Below are 24,966 nucleotides of genomic sequence, written 5' to 3'. Positions count from 1 at the left end.
GTACGGCATGCCACGGACGTGCCCTGTCTCCCCCGTACGGGCCACAGGTTCCCCCCGGGCACGTCCCATGGCGGAAGCTGTCAGGTGTGACCCTCCGCGCCTTCGCCGCCGTCCCATCGCGCCCGCTTCATGTCGACGCGGGGCAGGTGGCCCTCGGCGGCCCTGCTCGCCTGTTTCAGGGGTGTGCCCTCGGTGCGGTAGTGGCCGAGCGCCTCCAGTTCGTGCCCCGGGAGCAGGACGCCGTCCGCGCGGATGACACGCCACCACGGCACGGCTCCGCCGTAGAGGGCCATCACGCGGCCGACCTGGCGCGGGCCACCCTCCTCCAGCCATTCGGCGACGTCCCCGTACGTCATGACACGCCCGGACGGGATCAGTTCGGCGACCTGGAGGACGCGCTCGGCGTACTCCGGCAGCGCGTCCGCGTACTCCGGGTGGGCGTCCTCCGGAAGGTTCTCCTGGCTCATCCGCCCCATCCTGCCGCACGCCTACGACACTGTGAGGCGCGCGCGACTGTGCGTATCCCTCGCCCCGGAGCGGCGCTTCGGGCAGACTGTGCGCCCCCGCATTTGCACCCTGATACCCGTGTGTGTCAGTGGGGCATGCCACCATCGTGCGGGCGGTGACTGGTGATACGAGATCAAGAAGAGACGATGAAGCAGCAGGGTGCGCAGCCCGAAGACGCGGAGGGCAGCACCTCTGACGCTTCGTCGCGCCCGGACACCGCCGCGGACGAGGACGAGAAGACCGAGCAGGACGAGAAGATCGTCGACGCCGCCGACGAGGTGCACGTCGACGAGGTGGAGGGCGACGAACCGCTGCTCCCCGCGCGCGTGCACCGCCCGTCCGACCTGATGCGGCTCCTGGTGGGCGTGCTCGCCATCGTCGTACTGCTGTCGATCTCCGCGTTCGCACATGGCACCACCTCGGGCCTCGAACAGGACATCAACAAAGGCACCGGGCAGGCACCCGACCTGCTGATCAAGATCGCGGGGCTGGCGTCCAGCATCGCGATCCTCCTGGTGCCCGTGGCGTTCGCGATCGAGCGGTTGATCAAGCGGGACGGGCTGCGCATCGCCGACGGCGTGCTCGCGGCGGTCCTCGCGCACGGGGTGACCCTCGCCACCGACCTGTGGGTCGCCAAGGCCGCCCCGGACTCGATCCAGGAAGCGCTCACCCAGCCCTCGCCCGGCGACATCCACGCCCTCACCGACCCGGTGCACGGGTATCTCGCGCCGGTCATCGCGTACATGACGGCCGTCGGCATGTCCCGCAGGCCACGCTGGCGTGCGGTGCTGTGGATCGTGCTGATGCTCGACGCGTTCTCGATGCTGGTCACCGGGTACACGACGCCGTTCTCGATCATCCTGACGGTGCTGATCGGCTGGACCGTGGCCTACGGCACGCTCTACGCCGTCGGCTCGCCCAACGTACGTCCCACCGGGCGGACGCTGATGGCCGGTCTGCGGCACGTCGGCTTCCGTCCGGTGAGCGCCGCCCGTGAGGAGGTGCCGGACGCCGCGGAGACCGGCGACCGCGGCCGGCGCTACTTCGTCAGCCTGGAGGACGGCCCACCGCTGGACGTCACGGTGGTCGACCGCGAGCAGCAGGCACAGGGCTTCTTCTACCGGGTGTGGCGCAATCTGACGCTGCGCGGCTTCGCGACGCGCCGCAGCCTCCAGTCGCTGCGTCAGGCCCTGGAGCAGGAAGCGCTGCTCGCGTACGCGGCCATCGCGGCCGGCGCCAACGCGCCCAAGCTGATCGCCACCTCGGAGCTCGGCCCCGACGCCGTGATGCTGGTCTACGAGCACACCGGCGGGCGCACGCTCGACTCGCTGGCCGACGAGGAGATCACCGACGATTTGCTGCGGGACACCTGGCACCAGGTGCAGGCACTCCAGTCGCGGCGCATCGCGCACCGCAGGCTCGCGGGTGACGCGATCTTGGTGGATCGTTCCGGCACGGTGATCCTCACCGATCTGCGCGGCGGTGAGATCGCCGCCGGAGAACTGCTGCTGCGCATGGACGTCGCTCAGCTGATGACGACGCTCGGACTGCGGGTGGGTGCCGAGCGCTCGGTGGCCTCGGCGGTCGGTGTGCTCGGCCCCGACACCGTCGCCGACTGTCTGCCGATGCTCCAGCCCATCGCGCTGACGCGCTCCACGCGCGCGACGCTGCGCAGACTGGCCCGGGAGCGGGCGCAGCGCGAGCGTGAGGCCGTCCTGGAGGCCTCCCGGCTGGCCAGGCAGGCCCGGCTGGAGGAGAGCCACGACGCCGCCGGTCCCGTCGTACTCGAAAAGCCCGGTAAGAAGGCCGTTCGGGCGGAGCAGCGGGCCGAGAAGCGGGCCATCGACGAGGCGCTGGACGAGGCGCGCGAGGAGGATCTGCTCACCCAGATCCGTCACGAGGTGCTGCTGATCAGGCCGCAGGCGCCCGTCGAGCCGGCCCGCCTGGAGCGGGTGCGACCGCGCACGCTGATCAGTTTCATCGCCGGTGCCATCGGCGCGTACTTCCTGCTGACGCAGCTCACGCACATCGAGTTCGGTCCGCTCATCACCAACGCCGAGTGGGGCTGGGTCGCCGCGGCCGTGCTGTTCTCGGCGCTGAGCTATTTCGCGGCGGCGATGGCCCTGTTGGGGTTCGTGCCGGAGCGGGTGCCGTTCCTGCGGGCCGTGGGGGCGCAGGTCGCCGGGTCGTTCGTGAAGATCGTGGCGCCGGCCGCGGTCGGCGGTGTCGCCCTCAACACGCGCTTCCTGCAGCGCGCGGGTGTGCGGCCGGGGCTGGCGGTGGCGAGTGTCGGCGCGTCGCAGTTGTTCGGGCTCGGCTGCCACATCCTGATGCTGCTGTCGTTCGGCTATCTCACCGGCACGGAGAAGACACCGTCGCTGTCCCCGTCCCGGACGGTGATCGCGGGTCTGCTGACGGTGGCGGTGCTCGTGCTCGTGGTGACATCGGTGCCGTTCCTGCGGAAATTCGTCTCCACGCGCGTGCGGTCACTCTTCGCGGGTGTCGTGCCGCGCATGCTCGACGTGCTGCAACGGCCGCAGAAGCTGGTCACCGGCATCGGCGGCATGCTGCTGCTGACGGCCTGTTTCGTGATGTGTCTCGACGCGTCGATCCGGGCGTTCGGCGACGAGTCGACGCACCTCAGCCTGGCCAGCGTCGCGGTCGTCTTCCTCGCTGGCAACGCGCTCGGTTCCGCGGCGCCGACTCCGGGCGGTGTCGGCGCGGTCGAGGCGACCCTGACGGTCGGTCTGATCGCCGTGGGTCTCCCCAAGGAGGTCGCCGCGCCGGCCGTGCTGCTGTACCGGCTGCTGACGCTGTGGCTGCCGGTGCTGCCGGGCTGGCTTGCCTTCAACCACCTGACGCGCAAGGGCGCGCTGTAGCGCGAAGGCCGCCGCCGTACCTCGTACGGCCCGTGCCCGAGCGCCCTGACGTGCGCGACCTCAGGATGGGATCATGCCGACTCCCTCCCTGCCGCGCGCCGCTGCCCTGACCGTGACCGCCCTTCTGCTCTCCTCCCTGCTGGCGGGCTGCGGCGACGACTCCAAGGACGAGGATCTGACGGCCCAGCAGCTGAGCTGGAAGGACTGCCCGGCCCCGTCCGAGTCGGAGGGCGGCGGCGACGCGCCCACCCCGCTGCCGAACGGCGACGAGTGGAAGTGCGCCACGCTGAAGGCACCCCTCGACTGGGACGAGCCGAAGGGCGACACGATCGGTATCGCGCTGATCCGGGCCGAGGCGAGCGGCGCCGAGGACCGGCGCATCGGCTCGCTCGTCTTCAACTTCGGCGGCCCCGGCGGCTCCGGCGTCACCACCCTGCCCGCCTTCGCCGAGGACTACACGAAACTGCGCACCCGCTACGACCTGGTGAGCTTCGATCCGCGCGGGGTCGGCCGCAGCGCGGGCGTGGAGTGCGAGACCGCCCCGCAGCTCGACGCGTACTTCCAGCAGGACGCGACACCCGACGACGCGGCCGAGCGCACCCAGCTCCTGGACAGCACCAGGGAGTTCAACGCGGCCTGCGAGGAGAACTCCCAGAAGATCCTGCCGTATGTGCGCACCACCGACGCGGCCCGCGACCTGGACCTGATGCGCCAGGTGCTGGGCGACGACAAGCTGTACTACTTCGGCATCTCCTACGGCACCGAACTCGGCGGCGTCTACGCCCATTTGTTCCCCAAGAACGTGGGCCGTGCCGTCTTCGACGCGGTCGTCGACCCCACACAGGACCCGGAACAGGGCTCGCTCAGCCAGGCCAAGGGCTTTCAGCTCGCGCTCGACAACTTCGCCGCGGACTGCACCTCGAAGACGGAGGACTGCCCGATCGGCGACACCGCCCAGGACGTCAAGGACCGCATCTCCAAGCTGCTCAAGGACCTCGACAGCAAGCCGATCCCCGGGGACTCCTCGCGCGAACTGACCCAGACCGCGGCGACCAACGGCATCGTGCAGGCGCTGTACTCGCAGGACTTCTGGGATTTTCTCACGGCGAGCCTGGAGCAGGCCTACGACGGTGATGGCAGGGGTCTGATGCTGCTGTCCGACGAGATGAACGGGCGCAGCGAGAACGGCGAGTACAGCAACATCACCGCGGCCAACATCTCCATCAACTGCACCGACGACAAGCCGCGGTACACCGCCGACGACGTGGAGCGGAAGCTGCCCGAGTTCCGGGCCGCCTCGGCCCTGTTCGGCGACTACCTGGCCTGGGGGATGGTCAGCTGCACCGACTGGGCCGTGACGGGCGCCGCCGACCATCCCGACGTGAGCGCGTCCGGGGCCGCGCCGATCCTCGTCGTGGGGAACACCGGAGATCCGGCCACACCGTACGAGGGCGCGGGCAGGATGGTGGACGCGCTGGGCAAGGGCGTCGGGGTCGAGCTGACATACAAGGGCCAGGGGCACGGGGCCTACGACAGCAAGAACAAGTGCGTGCAGAACGCGGTGAACGGCTATCTGCTGGACGGGAAGGTGCCGGCGGCGGGGACCGTCTGTTCCTAGCACGAGGGCGAGGGGGTCGGGCGGCGGGCCGAGCCGACACCTCGGGAAAAAGTGCAGGTCAAAGGGTTATCCACAGGCTGTCACGGCCGTGCCATGATCCGCCTACTATGACCTCACCGCCATCCGCGGCTCCCTGCGGACGGCTCGCGAGGGGGGAAGTGCACATGGCGCGTTTGGCACGGTGGACGGCTCTGACGGCCGTCGCCGCACTACTGGTGACGGGCTGCGGCGGCTCGTCCGACGACGGCAAGGACACGAGCAGTACGCCGCCGGCGACCGCCTCGTCCTCGTCCGCACCCTCGCCCGCCGCCTCCGGCGCGGCCTACGCGCCGCCCGCCTCCCTGACCTCGCAGAAGCTCGACTGGGGACGCTGCAAGGCCACCTCCGACTCCCCCGCGGCCGGCACCGACTGGCAGTGCGCGACGCTCAAGACGCCCCTGGACTGGGCGGATCCGGGCGGCGAGACGATCGGCCTCGCGCTGATCCGTGCCAAGGCCCGCGGCGACAACCGCATCGGCTCGCTCCTGTTCAACTTCGGCGGTCCGGGCAACTCTGGCGTCTCCTCGCTGCCGTACTACGCCTCCACCGCCTCCCTGCTACGCGAGCGGTACGACCTGGTGAGCTGGGACCCGCGCGGGGTCGGGGCCAGTGAAGGGATCCGCTGCCGCTCCGACAAGGCGGTGCAGACGGCGGAGTCGGTGGACGTGACACCGGACACCCCGGCCGAGGAACTGGCGTACTTCCAGGACGCCGCCGCCTTCGGCAAGGGCTGTGAGAAGGCCGCCGGGAAGCTGCTGGCGCACGTCTCGACCACCGACACGGTCCGCGACATGGACCTGATGCGCCAGGTCCTGGGCGACGACAAGCTGTACTACTTCGGCATCTCCTACGGCACCGAACTCGGCGGCGTCTACGCCCACTTGTTCCCCCAGAGGGTGGGGCGGCTGACCCTCGACGCCGTCGTCGACCCCAGTGCCGACTCGGTGGGCCATGCCAAGAACCAGACGCTGGGCTTCCAGCGCGCGCTGAACGACTACCTCAAGTCGACGGATCAGGACCCGGAGGAGGGCTCGCAGAAGATCGCGGACCTGCTGAAGCGGCTCGACGAGGATCCCCTGCCGACGTCGTACGGGCGGAAGCTGACGGAGACCCTGGCGCTCACCGGCCTGGTGCAGCCGCTGTACAGCAAGGCCAGCTGGCCCAGTCTGACCGCGGCTCTGGCCGCCGCGGAACAGGGCGACGGGTCCAGGCTGCTGTCCCTCGCCGACGGTTACAACGAGCGCGATGTGACCGGGCACTACTCCACGGCGACGCAGTCACAACGGGTCATATCGTGCCTGGACAACAAGCAGCGGCTGACGTCGGCCCAGACGAAGAAGCTGCTGCCCGAGTTCGAGGAGATCTCGCCCGTCTTCGGCGACTTCCTGGGCTGGGACACGGCCGGGTTCTGCCACGACTGGCCGGTGGCCGGGCAGTACGACACTCCGGAGGTGAGCGCGTCCGGTGCGGCGCCGATCCTCGTGGTGGGCAACACCGGGGACCCGGCGACGCCGTACGAGGGTGCGCGCAGGATGGCGGACGAGCTGGGCAAGGGCGTCGGTGTGGAGCTCACCTGGAAGGGCGAGGGACACGGTGCGTACGGGAGCGGCAGCGACTGCGTCGACTCCACGGTGAACGCGTATCTGCTGAACGGCAAGGTGCCGCAGGACGGCAAGGTCTGCGCCTCGTAGCCCGGACACTCGTAGCCCGGACAGCGGGAAGGGGCCCGGCACACCTGGTGCCGAGCCCCTTCCGAGAAGGCGTTGGCCTAGTAGACCGGCTTGCTGGGCTCGATCTGGTTGACCCAGCCGATCACGCCACCGCCGACGTGCACGGCGTCGGCGAAGCCCGCGGACTTCAGCACGGCGAGGACTTCCGCACTGCGGACACCCGTCTTGCAGTGCAGGACGATCTTCTTGTCCTGCGGGAGGGTCTCCAGGGCGGTGCCCATGAGGAACTCGTTCTTCGGGATCAGCCTGGCGCCGGGGATCGAGACGATCTCGTACTCGTTGATCTCACGGACATCGATGATCTCGATGTTCTCGCCGTCGTCGATCCACTCCTTGAGCTGCTTGGGAGTGATCGTCGAGCCGGCGGCCGCCTGCTGGGCCTCCTCGGAGACGACGCCGCAGAAGGCCTCGTAGTCGATGAGCTCGGTGACGGTCGGGTTCTCGCCGCAGACCGCGCAGTTGGGGTCCTTGCGGACCTTGACCTGGCGGTACTGCATCTCCAGGGCGTCGTAGATCATCAGGCGGCCGACGAGCGGCTCGCCGATGCCCGCGAGGAGCTTGATGGCCTCGTTGACCTGGATGGAGCCGATGGACGCGCACAGCACGCCCAGCACGCCGCCCTCGGCGCAGGAGGGAACCATGCCCGGGGGCGGGGGCTCCGGGTAGAGGCAGCGGTAGCAGGGGCCGTGCTCGGACCAGAAGACGGAGGCCTGGCCGTCGAAGCGGTAGATCGAGCCCCACACGTACGGCTTGTTCAGGAGTACGGCGGCGTCGTTGACCAGGTAGCGGGTCGCGAAGTTGTCCGTGCCGTCGACGATCAGGTCGTACTGGCTGAAGATGTCCATCACGTTCTCGGCTTCGAGCCGCTCTTCGTGCAGGACCACGTTCACGTACGGGTTGATGCCCTTGACCGAGTCACGGGCCGACTCGGCCTTGGAGCGGCCGATGTCCGCCTGGCTGTGGATGATCTGGCGCTGCAGGTTCGACTCGTCGACCTCGTCGAACTCCACGATGCCGAGCGTGCCCACGCCCGCCGCGGCCAGGTACATCAGCGCCGGCGAGCCCAGGCCGCCGGCGCCCACACAGAGCACCTTGGCGTTCTTCAGCCGCTTCTGCCCGTCCATCCCGACGTCGGGGATGATCAGGTGACGGGAGTACCTGCGGACCTCGTCTACGGTGAGCTCGGAAGCGGGCTCGACCAGGGGTGGCAGCGACACGGGGTCTCCGTTGGTCGGTCAATCACTACAGTTGTTCTCCCTGTAACACTGCCATGGCCTTCTTCATTCCGAGACACCCGTTCCGATCCGCGAGACGATTTCGTCCCAGTAGCCGGGCAGCGTCTCCCAGGGATCGGTGCGGCCGCCGCGGTCCGTGCGGTCGGTGAAGTAGATCGTCGAGGCGCCCTGCCAGCGGGCGATGCGCAGCGCCTCGTCGAGGTGACCGCGCGGCATCCCGTGCACGAGGTGGCAGAACCGCTCGGGCGGATAGTCCGCGGTCCACTCCGCGACCTGGGACCAGCGGTAGTCGCTCCACGGCCCGGAGAAGGTGACGAGCTGGTCGGCGCTCTCGGCGAAGCCGGGGTAGGGGTGGGTGCCGTGGCCGAGGACGATGTGAGCGTCGTCACTGATCGCGCGGAGCGTGGTGACGGTGCGGCGGATCTCGGGGAGCGCGCTGCGTTCGACGGGGCAGCGGTCCAGGACGAAGCCGTCGACCTGGTACCAGTCGAGATAGCGGTACGCGTCGGAGATCAACTCGCCATAGGCACGGGCTCCGTACGTCGTGTCGAGGTGGCCGAGGACACGGACGCGCGCGTTGCGGAGCCGGCCGACCGCCTCCAGGCAGTGCGGGTCGGAGCGTGCGCCGGGGCCGTCGGCGACGTTGAGGACTACCCAGTGCAAGGGGGTGCCGGGGCGGTTGAGTTCGCCCCACTCGGTCGGGGCGACCAGGGGGTGGGCATAGCCGGGGATGCCGAAGCCGAGCCCGGTGTGTAAGGCGGTGGTGCCCGTTGCGGTGCTGGTCAGATGCGGCATGCCGCCTCCATCCAGATGTCGGCGAGGGACTCTTCGAGGTTGATCCGGGGGCGCCAGCCGAGGCGGTCGCGTGCGGTGCGCACGTCTGCCTGCTGCCAGCTGCCGCAGCCGTCCGGGTACGGGTACGCGGCCGGGGTCGTGTGGTCGGATTCGGAGCGGGGGTGCCCGATGGATGCCCGCAACGGGCCGGGAGGTCCGTCGAGTTCGTGCAGGGCGCCGCCGTAGCCGGCCACGCGCGCGAGGACGGCGGCGGCGTCGCGGAGGCGGACGGCACGGCCCGAGCCGATGTTGATGACGCCCTGCGCGGCGGACAGCGAGGCGGCGTGCACGGCCCGCGCCACGTCGCGCACGTCGACGAAGTCGCGCTGGGCACCGAGGCCGCCGAGCTTCAGCTCGCCGTCGCCGGACTGCATCGTGCGCCGCATCGCCTCGGCGAGGCGGCCCAGCGGGGAGCCGGCGGGGGTGCCGGGGCCGGCCGGCGAGAAGACGCGCAGGACGACGGCGTCGAGGCCCGAGCCGAGGACGAGTTCGGTGGCGGCGAGCTTGCTGACGCCGTACGGGCCGCCGGGGCGGGGGACGGCGTCCTCGGCGGTGGAGGAGCCGGGCTGGCTCGGGCCGTACTCGGCGCCGCAGCCGATCTGCACCAGGCGGGCGCCGCAGCCGCTGCGGCGCAGGGCCTCGCAGACGGTGGCTACGGCGACGGTGTTGTGCCGGGTGAGTTCGCGGGCGCCGCCGCGGGTGGCGCCCGCGCAGTTGACGACGACCCCGGGGTGGACCGCGTCGAGGAAGCGGGTGAGCGCCCCAGGGCTGCCGGACGCGAGGTCGAAGCGGACGTCGGCGTCGTCGCCACGGCCGAGTGCGGTGAGCTGGACGGCGGGGTCGGCGAGCAGGCGGTCGGCGACGAAGCGCCCGAGGTAGCCGTTGGCTCCGATCAGCAGAACCCTCATCGGACGGCTCCCGGGGCCGAGTCTCCGGGTCGGGAGGTGATCATCTGGCGTTCTCCTTCTCGGGGGGGGTGGTGGATCGGAGGCGGGGACGTCCGCGTGCATCCGGCTGTTGGGGGTGCGCGTCGCGGACGGGCGCGGTGGCGGTCTCATGGCGACTCGCCCGGTCGTGCGTGGGCCGAAGCCCTGGTGAGCGTGCGGGTCGCGTGGACCAGCAGGGTGAGGGCCGCCGCTCCGCAGGCGAGCGTCTGGACGCCTGCCGGACCCCAGGCGTCGACGATCGCCTCCACCGGGGCCGACAGGAACCCGCATCCGGGCAGGCGGCCCGCGAACACCGTGGCCAGTGCGGCTGCCTCGGCGGTGGCCGCCGTGGCCAGGACGAGGAACGGCGCGTGGGTGAAGCCGTGGACGGTGAGGAGGCGGGCCAGGAGGAGCAGGGAGCCCAGGGTGATGGCTTCGGCGTAGGCGGCGGGTTCGTTCAGCGCAGCAGCGCAGAGGGCCACCAGTACCGTCAGGGCGCACAGGAACAGGGCGAACGTGCCGAGGAGCAACGGTTGTACGGAGGCGGTGAAGTCCTCCAGGCCGCGGCTGGCGGTCAGTTTGCGCCGGGCGCGTACGGCGAAGAGGTGGGCGCACCAGGCTGCGGGGGCGCAGGCCAGGGTGAGGGCCAGGACGGGGGCCGCGGTGAGGGGCCAAGGGCCGTCCGCGGCGCCCGTCGGGAGGCCGTCGGGGCCGCCGGCGACCGCGGCTCGCAGGAGGCCGTCGCCGAGGAGCGCGTAGGCGACCAGCCAGCAGGTCCAGGTGCGGCTGCCGGGGTGCGTGTGGTGCGTGGTGCTCAGCGGGCCCCGGCCGAGTGCCGCGCGCAGGCCCAGGGCGACGGCGAGAGTGCCGAGTAGGACTGCCCACAGGTGTGGTTGGCCGTGGGTGAGGTGCAGGCCGGCCACTGCGGTCGCGCACAGGGCGCCGGGGAGGAGGGTGCGCACCACCCAGTCGGCTCGTGGCCGGAGAGTCTCGTCGGTCTCGGCTCGCGGAGGTGTCTCCTCGTCGCGTGACACTCGGGCGTACATCTCCTCCGCGAGGGAGAAGACGTCCCGGTGGCGGAAGCGTGCGGCGGTCCGGTCGGTGACGCCATGGGCCTCCAGACCCGCCGCGATCTCCAGGGGGTCCACGGCCCGTTCGCACAGGTCGCGGTGGCGGTGCATCAGCGCCTTCACCGGGTCTGCCGCGCCTCGGCGACCGCCGCCCGTCTTGGTGGTGCCGGTGGTCACGGCCCCGGAGGGCGCGGCGGCGACGGCGGCCGCACCGGCGCGCGCGGTAGGGCGGGCGCCGGTGGTGCGCGCCGCGTACGCCGCCCCATCCGACTCGACTTGCGCGCCCGGCTCGTCGGACTCCCCCACGAGCCACTCCTCCGACCGCGTGTCCCACGCGCCCGGGCTGCTCGGTGTGGCGGGCCGGTCTCGTTCCCCGAGTTCGCTCATCGCGCTCCCTCCCTGGCAGACATCGGTGGTGTGGCGCGTACCGGGGCTCCCGGCGCGCAGGCGGGTCCGCCGCGGGCCACGACGCGGGCGCCGGTGTCGGTCCAGCTGCCGGGCAGGTGGGCCTCGGCCGGGACGGCGAACGGCAGGGGCTCTCCGGTGTCGTCGAGGACGACCCGCCGGATCGGGGAGTGCGAGACGACCTCCAGGTAAATGCCGCGAAATGCCGCGATGTTCTGCTCGACGGTGAACAGTTCGAGCGCTCTGGCGCGGGCGGCGGCGCCCAGGCGCTCACGGCGCTCGGGGTCGCGCAGCAGCGCAACGCACGCCTCCGCGAGCGCCCGTGGGTTGCGCGGGGGCACGACGAGTCCCGTGCCGCCGATGACCTCGACGACCGCGCCGACGTCGGTGGACACGGTCGCGCGGCCGCAGAACATGGCCTCGACCAGGCTGATGGGGAAGCCCTCGACGACGCTCGACAGCACGATCACGGCGCCGACGGAGTACGCCTCGGCGAGGGTCGTGGCCTCCGGGCCGCCGATCTCCTCGAAGGACACCGGGTTGTCGCCGACCGCGTGCAGCCCCTCCGCCTCGTCGGGGAAGAGCTGTGCGGCGAGCGCCTTGCAGTGGCTCAGATAGGCCGCGCCCTCGGTGCCCATGGGCGCGCCCACGATCCGCAGGCGCGTCTTCGGCTCCTCCTTGCGGATCTCCGCGAAGGCGTGGAGGAGGGAGATCAGGTCCTTGGTCGGTTCGATGCGGCCGACCCAGACCAGCGTCTCGGGGTCCGCCGTCTCCGGTGCCTCGCCGACCTCCGCGAAGTGGGAGGCCTCCATGCCCGGATAGACCGTGCGCAGCTTTGCGCGGTCGGCGCCACAGCGCTCCTGCCAGCGGCGGGCGTGCGTGTTGCCGGGCGTGATGAGCGCGGCCTGCCGGTAGACCTCGCCGGCGAGCCCGCCGTGGAAGGCGGCGAGCAGGGCACGTACCGCGGGAGAGGACTCGGTGGAGGCCAGGTAGTGCGTCCGCAACTGCACGCCGTACTCGGTCACCAGCAGCGGTACGCCGGAGAAGTGACGGGCCAGCAGTCCCGGCAGGGCGGCCGCGCCGCCGGACGCCGCGTGGCACAGGTCGACCGCGCCGAGGCCGTCGTCCTCGTACCAGTCGAGCGAGAGGGGGCGCAGGGCGCGTTCCAGATGCGCGGCGACCGCGAGGAGATCCGGTACGCGCGCCTCGCGCGCCGCTCGGCGGGTGCCCGGCGCGCGACAGGCACGCTCCAGGGCGCGTACGGCGGTTTCGGAGCGGAGCGCCCCCACCAGGCCGCCCTCGTCGCGGGCGAGTTCGGCGAGCCCGTACAACGCGCTGCCGAAACGGTCCGCCTCAACGGTGGACGAGTCCTCGGTGCCCGACGCGTCCCCGGTGCACAGGACGGCGGCCAACTCCCCGTAGCAGTCGGCGAACCGTCGACGTGCCCGGCGTCCGTGCACGACACCGTCGTCCTCGGCCGTCCACAGCGGTGCCGTGCGCACCCGGGTGACCTGCGGCGGCAGCGGGATCCAGCCCTCGTCCTCCTGGCGCTCGGTGCGGCTGAGCGCGTAGATGTCGAACTCGTGCCGCCCGAGCCCGCGCACGAGCCGGTCGCACCAGAGCCTGGCGTCACCGCTCACATACGGATAGCCACCCTCCGTAAGCAGTCCGATGCGCACGAGCACACCCCCGATCTCCCGTATGGGGAGCCGTCGTTGACCCGACGGCTCGCAGCGGGACGAACGTATGCGGACAAGGCGGTGGCGCGACGGACGGTTGTCCATCGCGCCACCAAAAGGGGTGAACGCTCGTAACTTTCCCGTGCGGGCCGCGTTCGGTCGCGCTAAGAGATCAAGCAGTTACGTTTCGCTACACCTCGGCCATCTCCACGGTCGACTCCCCGCTAGACCCCGGCCAGCTCCCGTCTGGCCGCCCGGCGCTGGGCCGCGACCTCCGGGTCGAGTGCCGGTACGGCGGCCAGGAGCTGCTTGGTGTACGGGTCCTGGGGGGACTCGTACACCTCGTCGGCGGGGCCCTCCTCGACGATTCGGCCGCGCCGCATCACCGCGACCCGGTCGCTGACCTGGCGCACGACGGCGAGGTCGTGGGCGACGAAGACCAGCGCGAGTCCGAGTTCGCGCTGCAACTCGCCCAGCAGGGCGACCACCTGGGCCTGAGTCGTGACGTCGAGTGCCGAGACCGGCTCGTCGCAGACGATGACGCGCGGGTCGGCCGCGAGCGCCCGCGCGATGCCCACGCGCTGGCGCTGGCCGCCGCTGAACTCGTGCGGATAGCGGTCGTAGTGCGCCGCTTCGAGCCCCACGCGCTCCAACAGCTCCCGTACGCGCCCCCGGACGCGCCCTTCGTCCCTCTCTCCACGCGCGCGTAGCGGGTCGGCGATCGACTCGCCCACGCTGCGGCGGGGGTTGAGGGAGGAGACGGGGTCCTGGAAGACCATCTGGACCGCCGGATTCACGCCCACGCGCGCGTGCCCCTCGTAACGGATCTCCCCCGCCGTCGGCTCCAGCAGCCCGACCAGCATGCGCCCCAGGGTCGTCTTGCCGCTGCCGCTCTCGCCGACGATGCCGAGGGTCTCGCCCCGGTGGACGGTCAGCGACACGTCGTCGACGGCCGCGAAGGCCCGTTTGCCGCGCCCGAACTCGCGCCGCAGCCCCTTCGCCTCGATGACGACCTCGTCGGACGCCTCCGAGGGGGCGCGCTGCGCGTCCACGCGCGGGACCGCGCCGAGGAGTTCGCGGGTGTACGGCCGTGCCGGCGCCCCCAGTACGGCGGCGACCGGGCCGTGTTCGACCGCCCGCCCGTGCCGCATGACCAGAACCTCGTCGACGCTCTCCGCGGCGACGCCCACGTCGTGTGTGACGAGGAGCAGTCCCATGCCGGTCTCCTCGCGCAGTGTGCGCAGCAGGTCGAGGATCTGGGCCTGGACGGTGACGTCGAGCGCGGTCGTCGGCTCGTCGGCGATCAGCAGGTCCGGCTCGCACGCCAGCGCCATCGCGATGAGGGCCCGCTGGCGCATGCCGCCGCTGAACTCGTGGGGGCGCGAGCGGGATCGCCGTAGTGCGTCCGGAATTCCAACCCGGTCCAGCACCTCGACGGCACGCGCGCGTGCGGCTCGTCGCGACACGCGCGTGTGCACGCGGTAGACCTCGGCGATCTGGTCGCCGATCGCGTAGTACGGGTCGAGGGACGACAGGGGGTCCTGGAAGACCATCGCGGCCTTTCCGCCACGCAGCCGCCGCAGTTCGTCGTCGGACGCCTCCTGTACGTCGACGCCGGCCACGCGCACCGAGCCGCCGACCCGCGCCCCTGTCCCCCGGTGCAGCCCCAGCAGTGCGGACGCGACCGTGGACTTGCCCGAGCCGGACTCGCCGACCAGACCGAGCGCGGCGCCCTCCACGAGCCGGAAGGAGAGGCCGTCGACGGCGCGCAGCGTGCCGAACTCGACGGTCAGGTCCGTCACTTCCACCAGGCTCATGCGAGCACCACCCGTCGGTCTGCCACCGCGTACAGCACGTCCGCGACGGCGTTGGCGATGACAACGAAGAAGCCGATGACCAGGACCGTCCCGACGACGACCGGCAGGTCGACCACATTGACGGCATGGACGAGTTCCTGTCCGATGCCGGGCAGGCCGAAGAGCGTCTCGGTGAGCACCGCGCCGCCCACCGCCGAGCCGACGTTGTTGGCGTTGAGCGCGATGACCGGCGCGAGCGCCCCGCGCAGCGCGTGCCGGCCGATGACCGACCGTTCGCCGACGCCGTACGCACGGAAGGTACGGATGTGGTCGTCGGCGAGCGTCTCCAGCATCGACGCCCTGGTCAGCCGGGCGAACGCGGCGGCCTCGATGAGGGCGAGCGAGAGCCAGGGCAGCAAGAGGTTCCAGGCCCACTGTTCGGGGTCGTCGGTGAGGCCGACGTACTGCGGGAAGGGCAGCAGTTGCAGCTGGCCGCAGACGACGATCATCAGCACGAGGCCGATCACGAAGACGGGCGTGGCCACGCCCGCGAGCGTGATGCCGGTCAGCACCCGCTCGGTGAACCGGCCGCGCCGCCAGGCGGAGAGGACGCCGGTGCCGACGCCGAGGACAAGCCAAAGCACCATCGCGCCGAACACCAGGGACAGGCTGACCGGCAGCTTCGCCAGGATCAGCTGGGTGACCTGGGTGTCCCCCTGGTACGACAGGCCGAGGCAGGGCGCCGAGCAGTGCTCCACCGACGTGCCCGTCGAGTAGTCCTGGCCGACGAGGATGCCCTGCAGGAAGTGCCAGTAGCGCACATACAGCGGGTCGTCGAGCCTCAACTGCTGGGCGACCTGGTGCACTTGTTCCGGCGAGCAGCGTGAGCCGCAGGTGATCTGGGCGACGTTGCCTGGTGTGGCGTAGAAGACTACGTAGATGATCACCGAGATGGCGAACAAGGTGATGACGGTGCCGACGGCGCGGCGCAGGACGAAACCTCCGAAGCCGTTCATGCCTTGGCCTCCTTGTCGGTACTCGCGCCCTTGGCGCTCGCGTCCGCCCTGGCCTCCCGCTTGCGGCCCGTGCCGACGCGCAGGCGTGAGGCCGCGCGCGGGTCGAGGGCCGTGCGGACGCCGTCGCCCAGGACGGTCAGCGCCAGTACGGTCACGAAGAGCGCGCCAGCGGGCAGCAGCAGGTACTGCGGGGCCGCCTGGTACCAGACATCGGCGGCAGTGAGCATCTGTCCCCAGGAGGGTGTCGGCGGCTTCACTCCGACGCCGAGGAAGGACAGCGCGGCCTCGGCGCTGATGTTCATCGGGACGAGGAGCGCGGCGTAGGTGATGACGGGTGCGGCGAGGCCGGGCAGCAGTTCGCGGCGGGCGGTCCGCCAGGTGCCCCAGCCGCTGAGCCTGGCGGCCGCGACGTAGTCGAGCTCCTTGAGGGTCAGCGTCTGGGCGCGGACGATCTTCGCGATGGTGCCCCAGGCGATCAGACCGATGACCAGCGCGACCAGCAGCGGTCGCGGAAAGCTGCTCGGCACGATCGCGAGCAGCGCCAACGACATGATCATCAACGGCATCGCAACGATGATGTCGGTGATCCGGCTCAACAGTTGATCAACCCATCGGCTTCCGAGCGCCGCCGCGACGCCCACGACGACACCGATGAGGACCTGTACGACGGTCGCCGCCAGCGCGACACCCAGGGAGACCCGGGCGCCGTACACGAGACGTGCGAACAGATCGCGTCCGGTCTGCGGTTCGACGCCGAGCCAGTGGTCGCCGCCAATGCCCCCGAAGGAGCCGATCGGCACGCCCCCGCGCGCGGAGTCGACGAGCGACGGGTGGTAGGTGAACGGGTCCTGGCCCTCGATCGCCGTGAGCAGTGGCGCGGCGAGCGCGACCAGGACCAGCAGCGCGACGACGGCCGCCGCGACGAGGGCGGCGCGCTGCGCCCGCAGCCGCCGCCAGAACTGACGAGCCCCCGAGGGCCCCGGGACGGCGGTGTCCGTCCCGGGGCCCTGGGAGGCGACAAGTGCCTCGCTCATCGCTTTACTTGACCGCGACCTGCGAGATGTCCAGAACACCGGTCCAGTCACTGATCACGATGTTCTTGACGTCCTTGCCGTACAGCCGCTTGTAGACGGGGTGGAACAGCGGCACGGTCAACGCCTGCTCGCCGATCTTCTTGTCCAGCGCACCCCACCGCTTGGCGGCAGCGTCAAGATCGGTCAACTTGTTGATCGCGTCAATCTCGTCATTGACCGAATCATCATTGAGCAGACCCGTGTTGAAGTTCGCTCCATCCTTGACGATCTGTCGACCATCGAAGATCGGAGCCAGGAAGGGACCGCCGGAGGGCCAGTCGGCACCCCAGTGGGCGAGGAAGAAGCCCGGCTCGGTCTTCACGGTGTGGATCTTGTCGGAGTAGTCGTTGTCCTCAAGACCCTGCAGCTTGACGGTGATGCCGGCCTTCTTGAGCGCGTCCTGGATGGCGGTCGCGATCTCGGGGCTGGTCTCGAAGTCCTTGGCGTTGGAATGGGTCAGCGTGACCGTGAGGCCATTGGGGTAACCGGCCTCCTTCAGCAGTTCCTTGGCCTTGGCTGCATTGCCGGTCTCGCCCGCCGGGAAGAGGTCGTACGGCTCGTAGCCGAAGGACTTCTGGTTCGGCAGGAAGGTGGTCGCGGCCTCGGCGAGCGCGGAACCGCCCGCGGCGTTGATCACGGACGACCGGTCGATGGCGTACGAGATCGCCTGCCGCACCTTGACGTTGTTGAACGGCTTGACCGTCGGGTTGAACGCTATGTAGTTGGTGTAGCCGAAGTGCCCTGTGCCGACACGCGATGCCAGCTCCTTGTCGCCGCTCACCTTGGCGAGTTCGGCCGGACCGAGGTTGGTGTCCGTGGTGACGGCGGCCGCGTCCGCCCCCTGGGACGAGGACAGCCGCTGGTTGATCACGGACGAGTCGAGCCCGGACCGTACGTCGATCTTGTCCGGGTACGCCTTGCGCTCGGCGTCCGTCGAGGCGGACCAGTACTTGTTGCGCTCCAGGACGAGGTGCTCACCGTCGTTCTCGTTGGTGACGACCTTGTACGGGCCGGACGAGATCGGGTGCTCCTCGTACTTCGTGCCGGTGTCCCCCGAACGAGTGAACTACCCCTGCGGACCAGGGCCTTGAGCGGCTTGCGGACTGCTACGGTGCAGGTCCCAGTGCGTGAGCCCGTGAAGGCACAAGTCCGGCGTGTGCCGGTGGACCCGGTTTCCATGCGGGCGGCGATCGCTCTCGGTGCGGGGTGCAGTCAGCCACCTCCGCCGTCCCGACGGACGGCTGGACGCGTACGGCGTATCACAGCCAGTGATGCTCGTAGCGCAAGCTCGCCGCCTACGTCGGCGGGCAGTTGACGGTGTACGTCCACACAGTGGCGTCTCAGCCCGGCCCGCCGGTCACGCGGCGAGGCCGGGCGCCGCGTGGGCACCGTCCTCGCGGTTGCGCGTGGTGAGCGTACGGAAGACCAGGGAGGGCACGTTGCCGCCGCCGGAGGTGTACAGCCGGGCCGGGTCGAAGTCCTGCTGCGGGTTGGAGTTCAGGACCGTCAGGGTGCCGCCCTTGTGCGGCGTGGAGTCGCCACTGGAGCCCTTGGCATCGTTGTCCTCAGGGCCGCAGGCGGCGGCGCCCGCTGCCAGAACCAGGCCTACGGATGCCGCGGCCACACGGCGCGCTATGAGGGACGGTTGACGCATCGGAATGACGACCTCTCGATTGCTTCTCGAATGGCGAGACGGATGGACGAGGAGTGAGACGAAAATGAACAGACGTCTGCCCCTGCGTCGGGTCGTCGAAAAAGCCGTGACCTTGTCATGGGATCTGTCACGGGAGTGGTGAAGGTCGCGACGCGTACGCCAGGGGCGAGCGTCAGCGACAGTGGATGTCGGCCACGCAGAGCGCGGTCACGCCGATGAGCGCCAGCTCGATGGCGGCGCGCTCGGCAGCTTGACTAGACCACATGCCCAAAAATATGAACGAACTCTCTGCGCATGTCAACGTGACCCGAGCGACACCCGTCAACTCCCGGGATACGGCCAGGGGTTGGCCCTGCAGTGGATTCCGCCGTAGTCGAGGAACTTGGTCTGCTGCTGCATGACCGGGGCGAGTTCGCCGTCCTTGTCGCAGGTCACATGGTGGTAGCCGAGGCGGTGGCCGACCTCGTGATTGATCAGCATCTGCCGGTAGGCATGGATTTTGTCCCCGTAGGTCGCCGACCCCTGTGCCCACCGATAGGCATTGATCATCACGCGCTCGGTGGCGGCCGAGTCGCACGACACGTTGTCCTCGGTGGTGTCCAGGCCGGACTTGGCGCACCAGTCGGCGGTGGTGCCGGGGCTGGCGAGCGTGATCACGAAGTCGGCCTTGCCGGAGTAGATCCGCTCGAAGGTGCGGGCGCCGTTGTGGGCCCAGCTCCGCTTGTCGTTCAGCGTCGTCTGCACGGCCTGCGCGAAGAGGGCGCCGTCGAGACCGAGCCCCTCCTCCACGTCCACGCGATAGGTGTACTTCTGCCCCGAGCCCGGCGCCTTGTCGACGCCGGTGACCGCGTCGAACTTCCCCGAACCGTCGAGCGTGGCGCTGAGGGCGTACGTCTTGTCCATCTTCTGCTCGTACGTCAGCGTCGCCACGCTGGGAGACGCGGAGGGCGTCGCTGACGCGCCGGCGTCCTGGGCGGGGCGAGCCTGGCCGGTGGCCGACTGCGACCGCGCGGTGTCGGTGCCGGTGTCACGCCCGTCGGCGACCTGCCCGGCCACGACGACGGCCAGCACGGTGGTGACGGCGGCGGCCGCGATCCCGGTGAACGCCCGCCCCTTGGTGCCCTTGGCGATCGCGGGCTCACCCGTAGGGGGCGCGTCTTCGTCGTCGGGGGCGTCGACCCGGGTATCGATACCGGTACTGGAGCTTGAAGTGGTGCCGGTGTCCCAGTCGGTGACGGAGGCGTACGGGTCCGAGGCGGCGCCGCCACGGGGCGCGAAAACGTCGTAGTCCTCACCCTCGTCCGCACCGAAGGCGTCGACGTAGTCCCTCCGCGGACCGGCCGGGGGCGCCTGCCGCTGGCCGGGAATGCTCACACCCGGCCGCGTCGCCGTACCCGCCGTTCCCTGAGCTGCCCCGGCCGCCACTCCGTACCCCACTCCGGCCCGTCCGCCGAACTCCCCCCAGCCGCCCCCGGATTCACGCTGCTCGGGGTGACCACTAGGGGCCATGGGGGTGCCGTGCGCCGGGGTGCCATCCGGAAATCGCGGCACACCGTGCGCAGGAGTGCCATCGGCAAACCTCGGGACACCATGCGCGGGCGTCCCGTCATGAAACCTCGGAACGCCGTGCGCAGGCGTCCCGTCGGAAAGACGCGGCACGCCGCGTGCCGGAGTTCCGTCAGTCGGGCGGGGCCCGCCTTGGACAGGAGGCCCTCCCTGGAAGCGCGGCATTCCGTGCGCCGGTGTGCCATCCGCCATGCGCGGCATCCCGTGCGAAGGGGTGCCGTCCGCCATCCGAGGCACTCCGTACGCCGGAGACCCGCCCTGCATGCCCGATCCGCCTCGCCTGCCCGGGCCCCCCGGGCCCCCCGGACCGGCCTGCGGAGGCTGCGTCTGCTGCCCCTGTGGCGGAACGTTTCCTGTACGAGGACCCTGAGGCCCGGGAGAGCCCTGCGGCTCCTGAGGACCGCGCGAGCCCCGAGGGTCCCGGGAATCCCGAGCTCCCTGCGTCCCCCGAGCCCCCCGCCCTGCCTCTATGTCCGCGGTGTCGCCCTTGGCGGGCCCACGGCGGCTGTGACGTCCCACGTCGCCCCTCAGCCCCCCGTGACCTTGCCTGTGGCCGTATCCGCGCCCGTGCCGGAAGCAGGAGCTCCTGTCCCGCCTCCACCCAGCCTCGGCTCACCCGCCGCAACCGTCAACTCCCCGTTGTCCACGAGCAGTTCACGAAAGGCCGTGGCCACCGTCTCCGGGTACTCCATCATCGCCACGTGCCCGGCGTCCGGAAGGGACAGCAGGCGGGAGTCGCGGAAGGTGCGGGCGGCCTTCTGGGCCATGCGGTAGCCGACGAGCTGGTCCCGGCCGCCGTAGATGAGGAGCGTCGGCGCGAGGACCCGCTCGGCCTGGCGCCACAGCGCGTGCTGGCCGCCCAGCGTGTACGCGTTCACGAGCCCGCGCGCGGAGCGGGTCATCACGTCCCAGAAGTACGGCAGTTGCAGCCGACGGTCCAACTCCTCCACCGCGTTGTGGAACGCCTCGGGCGTGACCCGCCGGGGATCCCCGTAACAGAGCGCCAGGACCCCGCGGACCCGCTGCTCGGCCGTCCACTCCCTGGTGACCCGGGTGAAGAGGGCCGCCGCTCCGGGCACCCCCAACAGGGCCGTCGGCAGGGCGGTGCGCTGCACGCGGACCTCCGGCAGCGCCGGCGAGACGAGCGTGAGCGTCCGTACGAGATCGGGCCGCACCGCGGCCACGCGCGTGGAGACGGCGCCGCCCAGTGAGTTGCCGAAGAGGTGCACGGGACCGCGCGCGGCGGCGTCGAGGTAGCGGATGACCGCACGCGCGTGCCCCGTGACGGAGTAGTTGCCGTCGTCCGGGGGCGGGGAGTCGCCGAAGCCAGGCAGATCGAGCGCTTCGCAGTCGACGGTCCCTTCGAGCTGCCGCATCAGCGCCGACCAGTTCTGCGAGGAACCGCCGAGTCCATGGACGTACAACGCGGGCGCAAGTCCTTCACGCACCGGCGGTCTCGACCGCACCGTCAGCGTGATTCCCGGGAGCCCGACCGACCTGAGCCGCTCGCCCTCGGCGACCCTGACGGGCGCCACCTTTGGGAGCACACTGGCGGCAGACACAGACGGCAGCTCGGTCGAAGACATGCGGCAATGTTACGAGACGATCACGCAGTGGTTCATGTGTTCGCCACCACAATGCCCCGGCGAGCCCCTCCGGACCCCGCCTGACATCCGGACGCACATCGCATAGCGCCCGAATCGGGTGTCTCCTAGGCTCGTAGAGAGGGCACCCGTATGTGACCCCTGCCTTCTTCAGGGACGTTCGTAGGAAGGGAGCCCACCATGACCGTCGACCCCAGCGATCCCGAGACATTCGAGGAGTTCGAGGAGGGCGGTACCGCGGAGATCGGTGTGGAGGCTCCGGAGGGGGACGCCGCCGAGCAGTACGCCGACCTCGCGCCGGACCGCGACGACCCGCTGACCGGGGTGAATCCGGACCGCGCCAACGAGGCCGACCTCATCGAACAGGCCCGTGTCGTCTCCCAGGACGAGGACGACTATCGCTGACATTCGGCGGGAGCGGAGTGCGGCAATGCCCGGTCTGAACCCGCTGGAATACTTCTGTGTGGTTTTCGTCGGCGTCCGGTCCGTGAAATTCTGCGCTCGCACCGCGCACACCACGGTTACCGAAAAGTACGATGGCGGCGCGGCGCATACCGCATGTGGACGACATTGGGAGGCGGCGTGACAGCCATCGAGCAGACAGAGGCGGCGCGCCCGCGGGGCACACGCCTGCCGCGCCGTGCCCGACGGAACCAGCTGCTGGGCGCCGCCCAGGAAGTATTCGTGGCGCAGGGCTATCACGCGGCGGCGATGGACGACATCGCGGAGCGCGCCGGCGTCAGCAAGCCGGTGCTCTACCAGCACTTCCCCGGCAAGCTCGACCTCTACCTGGCGCTGCTTGACCAGCACTGCGAGGCATTGATCCAGTCCGTACGGGTCGCGCTGGCGTCAACGTCGGACAACAAGCAGCGCGTCCGGGCGACGATGGACGCGTACTTCGCGTATGTCGAGGACGACGGCGGCGCCTTCCGCCTGGTCTTCGAGTCCGACCTGACGAACGAACCGGCCGTGCGCGAGCGCGTCGACAAGGTCACCAACGAGTGCGCCGAGGCGATCTGCGACGTCATCGCCGAGGACACCGGCCTGTCGCGGGCCGAGTCCATGCTGCTGGCCTCCGGTCTGGGCGGTCTCGCCCAGGTGGTGGCCCGCTCCTGGCTGCACAGCGACCGCAGTGTCCCGCGCGACCAGGCGGTGCAGTTGCTGGCCTCGCTGGCCTGGCGCGGCATCGCCGGTTTCCCGCTGCACGGCACCGACCACCACTGACACGCGCGCGTGCCCCGCGTTTGTTCCCGCCTGCTGTTCGCTCCTGGCGTTTCCGGGCGCAGCGTGTACGTCCCTTCACCGGGCTAATGTGTGCGGGGTACGGCGCGGAAGGTCGCGCACTTCACTGACCGTCGGAGGGACATAGCCGTGGAGGTCAAGATCGGCGTGCTGCACACGCCCCGCGAGATCGTTCTGGAGAGCGGTCAGAGCGCCGAGGAGGTCGAGAGGGCGGTGGCCGACGCGCTGGCCGGGAAGTCGCAGCTGCTGAGCCTCGTGGACGAGCACGGCCGCAAGGTCCTCGTTCCGGCCGAGCGTCTCGCGTACGTCGAGCTCGGCGAGCCGGCCCCGCGCAAGGTGGGCTTCGGCGCGCTGTAGTAACACGCAGCAGTCACAGGCAACGTGAGGGGCCCGGCGGTTGGATCCGCCGGGCCCCTCACGCTTTTTCTCGTTCACAGGTGGAACACACAACAAGCACAGAGGAGGATTGCATTCCGCAGGTCACGGGTATGACCGGCTACGACCAATGGTGCTCAGGCCGGCCGTGTGGGAGGGACCCCATCATGTTCTTGGAAGCGCTCGGCTCCGCTGTGCTCGGCCTCGTCCTGTCATGGGCGGCGGCGCGCCGCTTCTCCGACCGCCTGCCCACCCGCGCCCTGGTCCTGCCGACCGGCATCGCCGGCGCCCTGTTCGGCGCCTTCATCACACACACGGCACTGGACGCCGGCAACGTACTGGTGATCCTGATCGGCGCGGCAGTGGTCTCGGCGGCTTCCCTGTCCCTGCTGCTCCGCCCGACCGGGAGATTCCGCCGCCACTCAGCACCGGCGTAAGTAGACCCACCCAGGGGCGCGGGGAACTGCGCGACCGGCCCCCACCGGGCCGCAGCCGCGCAACACCCCCCCCCCACGGAGCGCTACGCAGCCAACCCCAACGCAGCCATCCGCTTCGTGTGCGCCTCAGTGATCCGCGAGAACATCCGCCCGACCTCGGCCAGATCGAACCCGTCCGCCACACCACCCACAAGCATCGTCGACAGCGCGTCCCGGTCGGCAACCACCCGCTGGGACTGCGACAGGGCCTCCCCCATCAACCGCCGCGCCCACAACGCGAGCCGCCCGCCCACGCGAGGATCCGCGTCGATCGCCGCCCGCACCTTCTCGATGGCGAATCCGGCATGCCCGGTGTCGTCGAGGACGCCGAGCACGAGCGAGCGCGTGTCCCCGTCGAGGCGGGCCGCGACCTCCCGGTAGAAGTCACTGGCGATCGAGTCGCCGACGTACGCCTTGACGAGCCCCTCCAGCCAGTCCGAGGGCGCCGTCTGCCGGTGGAAACCGTCGAGCGCGGCGACGAACGGCTCCATCGCCTGCGTCGGCTCCTCGCCGATCTCCGTGAGCCGGTCGCGCAGCCGCTCGAAGTGGTGGAACTCGGCCGACGCCATCTTCGCGAGCTCCGCCTTGTCCGCCAGCGTCGGCGCCAGCTTGGCGTCCTCCGCGAGCCGCTCGAACGCGGCCAGCTCCCCGTAGGCGAGCGCGCCGAGCAGATCGACGACCGCGGCGCGGTACTGCGGTTCGGCGGAGGCCTTCGCCCAGTCCTGGGCGGCGACCCCGGTGTGTGCTGTGTTTTCGACGGGTTCGACGGGTTCGGCGGCGGCGCCGGAGGTCTCCGAGGCGTTGTCAGGCTTGTCAGAGGTCGTCATGAAGCGCACAATAGCCCGCTCCCCGCACGACGGAAGTCCCTGGTCAAAGAGTGTGACGACGACTACGTGACCAAATCGGCCATCGCATGTGCGAGTTTCCGGGGTATGGTGGTAATGCGCTCGCTGAGGTCTTTGACGTAACTCGGCGGGCCGCACGAATGAGGATGCCCGGTCGGTGGCCCGATCGGCTCCGCCCCGACCGCCCTCCTGGGCCGTACGGCACTGTGCGTACGGCGATCGGAGGGACCCTCAGCGGTTCGAGCGCTAGAGCGTCGGCAGTGGTCCCGTGTCTTACGGCTTGCCCCCACGGCTGGCTCGTACGGCAGCCGACGTCCCCGGCACGGTCATGAGACGACCCCCGCGCTCGCCTCGCGCCGCGTACACAGAAGAGGCAGCACCCTGACTACTTTCAGAG

Annotated in this window: 20 protein-coding genes and 2 pseudogenes; 7 read left to right on the top strand and 15 right to left on the bottom strand. The window is 70.5% G+C overall.

Going from position 1 to position 24,966, the window contains the following annotated elements:
• Positions 1-80: 80 nt before the first annotated feature.
• The gene (locus AC5DRG_RS35015; protein WP_491803579.1) at positions 81-467 is read right to left on the bottom strand and encodes an MGMT family protein; all 387 of its coding nucleotides are present in this window, start codon (positions 465-467) and stop codon (positions 81-83) included.
• 186 nt (positions 468-653) lie between these two features.
• On the opposite strand from AC5DRG_RS35015, the gene AC5DRG_RS35010 reads away from it, so the two are divergent.
• The 3 genes from AC5DRG_RS35010 to AC5DRG_RS35000 all read left to right on the top strand — a co-directional run bounded on the left by AC5DRG_RS35010 (position 654) and on the right by AC5DRG_RS35000 (position 6,734).
• Complete coding sequence (locus AC5DRG_RS35010) at positions 654-3,386, top strand: lysylphosphatidylglycerol synthase domain-containing protein (protein WP_491803578.1); 2,733 nt, start codon at positions 654-656, stop codon at positions 3,384-3,386.
• Between the two features lie 73 nt (positions 3,387-3,459).
• Positions 3,460-5,004, top strand: coding sequence for an alpha/beta hydrolase (locus tag AC5DRG_RS35005; RefSeq protein WP_491803577.1), 1,545 nt, complete (start codon positions 3,460-3,462; stop codon positions 5,002-5,004).
• A 164-nt stretch (positions 5,005-5,168) separates the two neighbouring features.
• Positions 5,169-6,734, top strand: a complete 1,566-nt coding sequence (locus AC5DRG_RS35000; protein ID WP_491803576.1) for an alpha/beta hydrolase — start codon at positions 5,169-5,171, stop codon at positions 6,732-6,734.
• A gap of 77 nt (positions 6,735-6,811) precedes the next feature.
• Here the strand turns inward: AC5DRG_RS35000 and moeZ are convergent, their stop codons facing one another.
• From moeZ to AC5DRG_RS34935, 13 genes and pseudogenes are all read right to left on the bottom strand, one after another.
• Entirely contained in the window at positions 6,812-7,990 is a 1,179-nt protein-coding gene (gene moeZ / locus AC5DRG_RS34995) for an adenylyltransferase/sulfurtransferase MoeZ (RefSeq protein ID WP_491803574.1), read from the bottom strand.
• Between the two features lie 63 nt (positions 7,991-8,053).
• The gene (locus AC5DRG_RS34990) at positions 8,054-8,803 is read right to left on the bottom strand and encodes a spherulation-specific family 4 protein (protein ID WP_491803573.1); all 750 of its coding nucleotides are present in this window, start codon (positions 8,801-8,803) and stop codon (positions 8,054-8,056) included.
• Entirely contained in the window at positions 8,791-9,750 is a 960-nt protein-coding gene (locus AC5DRG_RS34985) for an NAD-dependent epimerase/dehydratase family protein (protein WP_491803572.1), read from the bottom strand. The genes AC5DRG_RS34990 and AC5DRG_RS34985 overlap by 13 nt, the downstream gene beginning before the upstream one ends.
• Before the next feature lie 146 nt (positions 9,751-9,896).
• A complete protein-coding gene (locus AC5DRG_RS34980) occupies positions 9,897-11,225 on the bottom strand; it encodes a hypothetical protein (protein ID WP_491803571.1) in 1,329 nt (442 codons plus the stop codon).
• The gene (locus AC5DRG_RS34975) at positions 11,222-12,922 is read right to left on the bottom strand and encodes a DUF3492 domain-containing protein (protein WP_491803570.1); all 1,701 of its coding nucleotides are present in this window, start codon (positions 12,920-12,922) and stop codon (positions 11,222-11,224) included. Before AC5DRG_RS34975 ends, AC5DRG_RS34980 begins: the two co-directional genes overlap by 4 nt.
• Positions 12,923-13,146: 224 nt before the next feature.
• Complete coding sequence (locus AC5DRG_RS34970) at positions 13,147-14,739, bottom strand: dipeptide ABC transporter ATP-binding protein (protein WP_491803569.1); 1,593 nt, start codon at positions 14,737-14,739, stop codon at positions 13,147-13,149.
• On the bottom strand, positions 14,736-15,734 hold the full coding sequence (locus AC5DRG_RS34965) for an ABC transporter permease (RefSeq protein ID WP_491803568.1): 999 nt from the start codon (positions 15,732-15,734) through the stop codon (positions 14,736-14,738). Before AC5DRG_RS34965 ends, AC5DRG_RS34970 begins: the two co-directional genes overlap by 4 nt.
• Positions 15,731-16,768, bottom strand: a complete 1,038-nt coding sequence (locus tag AC5DRG_RS34960; protein WP_491803567.1) for an ABC transporter permease — start codon at positions 16,766-16,768, stop codon at positions 15,731-15,733. The genes AC5DRG_RS34965 and AC5DRG_RS34960 overlap by 4 nt, the downstream gene beginning before the upstream one ends.
• Positions 16,769-16,772: 4 nt before the next feature.
• Positions 16,773-17,858 (bottom strand): annotated as a pseudogene (locus AC5DRG_RS34955) (ABC transporter substrate-binding protein); the annotation flags it as partial.
• A gap of 206 nt (positions 17,859-18,064) precedes the next feature.
• A pseudogene (locus AC5DRG_RS34950) lies at positions 18,065-18,461 on the bottom strand (ABC transporter substrate-binding protein); the annotation flags it as partial.
• A gap of 172 nt (positions 18,462-18,633) precedes the next feature.
• The gene (locus AC5DRG_RS34945) at positions 18,634-18,726 is read right to left on the bottom strand and encodes an Ms4533A family Cys-rich leader peptide (protein ID WP_491803566.1); all 93 of its coding nucleotides are present in this window, start codon (positions 18,724-18,726) and stop codon (positions 18,634-18,636) included.
• 56 nt (positions 18,727-18,782) lie between these two features.
• On the bottom strand, positions 18,783-20,228 hold the full coding sequence (locus AC5DRG_RS34940; RefSeq protein WP_491813243.1) for a DUF3152 domain-containing protein: 1,446 nt from the start codon (positions 20,226-20,228) through the stop codon (positions 18,783-18,785).
• Between the two features lie 326 nt (positions 20,229-20,554).
• On the bottom strand, positions 20,555-21,613 hold the full coding sequence (locus AC5DRG_RS34935; RefSeq protein WP_491803565.1) for an alpha/beta fold hydrolase: 1,059 nt from the start codon (positions 21,611-21,613) through the stop codon (positions 20,555-20,557).
• Positions 21,614-21,811: 198 nt separating this feature from the next.
• Here AC5DRG_RS34935 and AC5DRG_RS34930 point away from each other — a divergent pair, with 198 nt between their 5' ends.
• From AC5DRG_RS34930 to AC5DRG_RS34915, 4 genes are all read left to right on the top strand, one after another.
• Positions 21,812-22,036: an Rv3202a family protein gene (locus AC5DRG_RS34930; protein WP_491803564.1), complete on the top strand. Its 225-nt coding sequence runs from the start codon at positions 21,812-21,814 to the stop codon at positions 22,034-22,036.
• A gap of 177 nt (positions 22,037-22,213) precedes the next feature.
• On the top strand, positions 22,214-22,855 hold the full coding sequence (locus tag AC5DRG_RS34925) for a TetR/AcrR family transcriptional regulator (RefSeq protein WP_491803562.1): 642 nt from the start codon (positions 22,214-22,216) through the stop codon (positions 22,853-22,855).
• A 147-nt stretch (positions 22,856-23,002) separates the two neighbouring features.
• On the top strand, positions 23,003-23,230 hold the full coding sequence (locus tag AC5DRG_RS34920; protein ID WP_491803560.1) for a DUF3107 domain-containing protein: 228 nt from the start codon (positions 23,003-23,005) through the stop codon (positions 23,228-23,230).
• A gap of 185 nt (positions 23,231-23,415) precedes the next feature.
• On the top strand, positions 23,416-23,685 hold the full coding sequence (locus AC5DRG_RS34915; protein ID WP_491803559.1) for a hypothetical protein: 270 nt from the start codon (positions 23,416-23,418) through the stop codon (positions 23,683-23,685).
• An 83-nt stretch (positions 23,686-23,768) separates the two neighbouring features.
• Here the strand turns inward: AC5DRG_RS34915 and AC5DRG_RS34910 are convergent, their stop codons facing one another.
• Positions 23,769-24,560, bottom strand: a complete 792-nt coding sequence (locus AC5DRG_RS34910; protein WP_491803558.1) for a ferritin-like fold-containing protein — start codon at positions 24,558-24,560, stop codon at positions 23,769-23,771.
• Between the last annotated feature and the right edge of the window lie 406 nt (positions 24,561-24,966).

The sequence above is a fragment of the Streptomyces sp. JLBG701 genome (genome assembly GCF_058544905.1).
The sequence above is the reverse complement of the archived record's forward strand: the minus strand, read 5'-3'. Positions and strand labels throughout refer to the sequence as shown.